3 protein-coding genes are annotated in these 2715 nt (G+C 45.2%); 2 read left to right on the top strand and 1 reads right to left on the bottom strand.

The genetic code is table 11. The annotated features are described in order from the left end of the window. Nucleotides 1-597 precede the first annotated feature (597 nt). Both Q0X72_RS13855 and Q0X72_RS13850 read left to right on the top strand, forming a co-directional pair. Entirely contained in the window at nt 598-990 is a 393-nt protein-coding gene (locus Q0X72_RS13855) for a c-type cytochrome (RefSeq protein ID WP_297766626.1), read from the top strand. A 10-nt stretch (nt 991-1000) separates the two neighbouring features. Further along, complete coding sequence (locus Q0X72_RS13850) at nt 1001-2185, top strand: PQQ-dependent sugar dehydrogenase (RefSeq protein WP_297766623.1); 1185 nt, start codon at nt 1001-1003, stop codon at nt 2183-2185. Nucleotides 2186-2380: 195 nt separating this feature from the next. Here Q0X72_RS13850 and Q0X72_RS13845 read toward each other — a convergent pair whose 3' ends face one another. Then, a complete protein-coding gene (locus Q0X72_RS13845) occupies nt 2381-2704 on the bottom strand; it encodes a surface-adhesin E family protein (protein ID WP_297766621.1) in 324 nt (107 codons plus the stop codon). Between the last annotated feature and the right edge of the window lie 11 nt (nt 2705-2715).

The following is a 2715-nucleotide window of genomic DNA, read 5'->3' as shown; positions in this document are numbered from 1 at the left end:
ACTTCGCCACTCGAGCCCCCGGTGCTCTTGAAGCTGCTCAATTTCTGGATATTTTCTTCGTCTCCTGCCGCGAACGCACTATTTAAAAATAGCGACAGCAGGCATGCGGAAGTCAATAATGGAATTGTTTTCTTCACTTTCATCGCTCCTCTTCAATTTATTTTTTGGGGGGCAAGTTATAACACATCCAGATGATTACCTGAAATACTTCCCTCGGCGACTAATTGCCTGAGAGATATTTGGAGTTTTGGGGCCATTGCACGGAACATTTATGAACCGGCATGAAAACAATTTGTCCACCCTGGCACCGGAGCATACGGCAAGCTATGTAGAAAAAAATCAGCCGCCACAAAGGGGGGGTTGCTATTCTTTCCGCTACACCTAACAAATTTAAGTATTTTAAATTACATTAAAAAACCCTAGTAAGTCTATGATTTAAAAGGTTTAAAGGTGGCGCGCCCGGAGAGCATATAAAAACTTAGTGCTTCACCCCTCAATACACCCATTTGCAGGGTTTGCCTGGCATTGACAGGTCGGGACTTTCCTGCAAGACTTTTTCTCCCCCCCCCATTAATAAGAGGAGAACCTGGTAATTTTGTGGATAGTAAAGAGCACAATCGTTATAACTTTTATGTAATTTTTTTATCCAGAGGACGAGTTGGCATTACTAGATTAGCCAAAGGACTACTTTTTCTATTCCTTCTAATTTTTTCCGGATATGCATTGAGTGGAGATAAGGAGGCAGGAGAGGAAAGATATAAGAAAACCTGCATCAACTGTCATGGACCAGCGGGTAAAGGAGTAGCCAGCTATCCAAAAATATCTGGAAATGAAGTTTCTTATACGACGTCAAAGTTAGAGACATACAGGGATGGGATTAAAATAGGACCCAATTCGTCTTTGATGATCATGTTTGCCAAGCCCTTGACGGATGAAGAAATTGCAAACTTAGCCGCGTATTTAAAAGACGCGAAATACGAAATAAATTAAGGAGGACAACATGATGAACCCATTAGGTAAGTTTTTCACGACAGTCATAGCGTTTGCCGTGATGTTTGGAATGTTTTCTAATGCCCATGCTGACGGTCATGAGGGGATGAACGTACCGACGATTAAATCATCGGCGCTTATGACCGGACTTGAAAGTCCATGGGATATGGCCTTTTTACCTGACGGTACCATGTTTTTTACTGAAAAAGTTGCAGATATCAACTTTGCCAAGAATCGTACACTTTACCTTTATTCCACTTCTTCCAAATATCATGGTTCCGGTTGCAAAACCAATTTTGAAAAGTGTGACGGGAACATTGTTATGCGGTTCAAAGTGAGCGACGACCTCAAGAGCGTTTCCAACCGCACCGATATCGTTAAGGATATTCAATACAAGCCATTCGAGTCGAACCAACCATTCGGCGGTCCTGGCGCTCACAATGGCGGCAGGTTACGCATTGGACCGGGAGGATTCCTCTGGGTAACCGGTGGTGATCGTCACAGAGGCATTTGTCCTCAAGACGGCCAGTTACTGTGCGGTAAAGTACTTAGAATCGATGGAGACGGTAACGCACACCCCGGAAACAACCCGCCTGCCGGCTTTGACAAGCGCATCTACACTTACGGGCATAGAAATGTACAAGGTATAGATTTTCGTCCGAGTGATGGTAAGGCGTTTACTGCAGAGCATGGGCCATGGCATAACGACGAGATTACCGCATTGGTAAATGGTGGTAATGCCGGTTGGGATCCTGCAGAGAAAAGAGCTGGCAGAGGCGCATGCCCGGACAAGTACTGTGGTTATGAGCCAAATCAAATGGACGGCATGGATCCTGCGGTACGTGCTGCATATACCCCTATGAGCGATACTCGTTTTAAAGATCTGATGCCGGCTTCCTGGAATAACAACGGTTTTTCTCAAGGCACCGGATCTGCTGCATTCCTCAAAGGCAGCAACTGGGGTATCTATGAAGGTCGTTTAACAGTTGGCATCATGGGTATTGCTTTCGGTGATACGCCGGCTGGATCCCGTATTGACATAATCGATCTCACTCCTGACGGATTGGGAATAAAGGGTATCGTGCGTATGCCTCTTGGATTCTCAAAGAGATTTCGTGGTCTCGTGATGGGTCCGGATAATGCGCTGTATGCTTCTACTGACGAAGGTGAAATTTATAGAATTACAGCTGAATAAGAAATAACTAGCTTAAATATGTGCTCGCGTTACGAAAGTAGCGCGAGCATTTTTTTGCTCACTTGTCCGCAGACCCCGTTTAATGGGGCTGCGCCGGGCTGTTCATTGCCTCGACACGTTCTCGAATCTTGTTGAGCCACGTTAGTATCAGGTCTAATTCTTCCATTGCCACAAATTCCCGACAAATTTATCGAGCTACTGCTGACACAGGATGTTAGCCAGGCGTTGCGTAGCTGAATTCGCATTTATAGACACCTTTGGCTTTTTATTGGTATCAGTTGCCATTGCAGGGTTGGTCCAGTTTTTATCGGAGTAAAACGTACGTTGTAGTGTTGTTTCCGAGTACTCGGAGCAATCTATTTCCATAAGGCTCTGATAGCTCGAGGCTCCCATGACTGAGGACTTATATCGAATTCTATTCCACACGTTAACGAGATTACCGTCCTTTTGCACTCGCGCGTTGTCGAAGAAAAAGACATCACCATTCGCCCTGGTTGAATACTCAACCCACTCTGCCATCGTATTGCACG

The organism is uncultured Muriicola sp. (assembly GCF_947258935.1).
Lineage (GTDB): Bacteria > Bacteroidota > Bacteroidia > Flavobacteriales > Flavobacteriaceae > Muriicola.
Note: the sequence above shows the minus strand (reverse complement) of the source record. Positions and strands in the feature narration are given on the sequence as shown.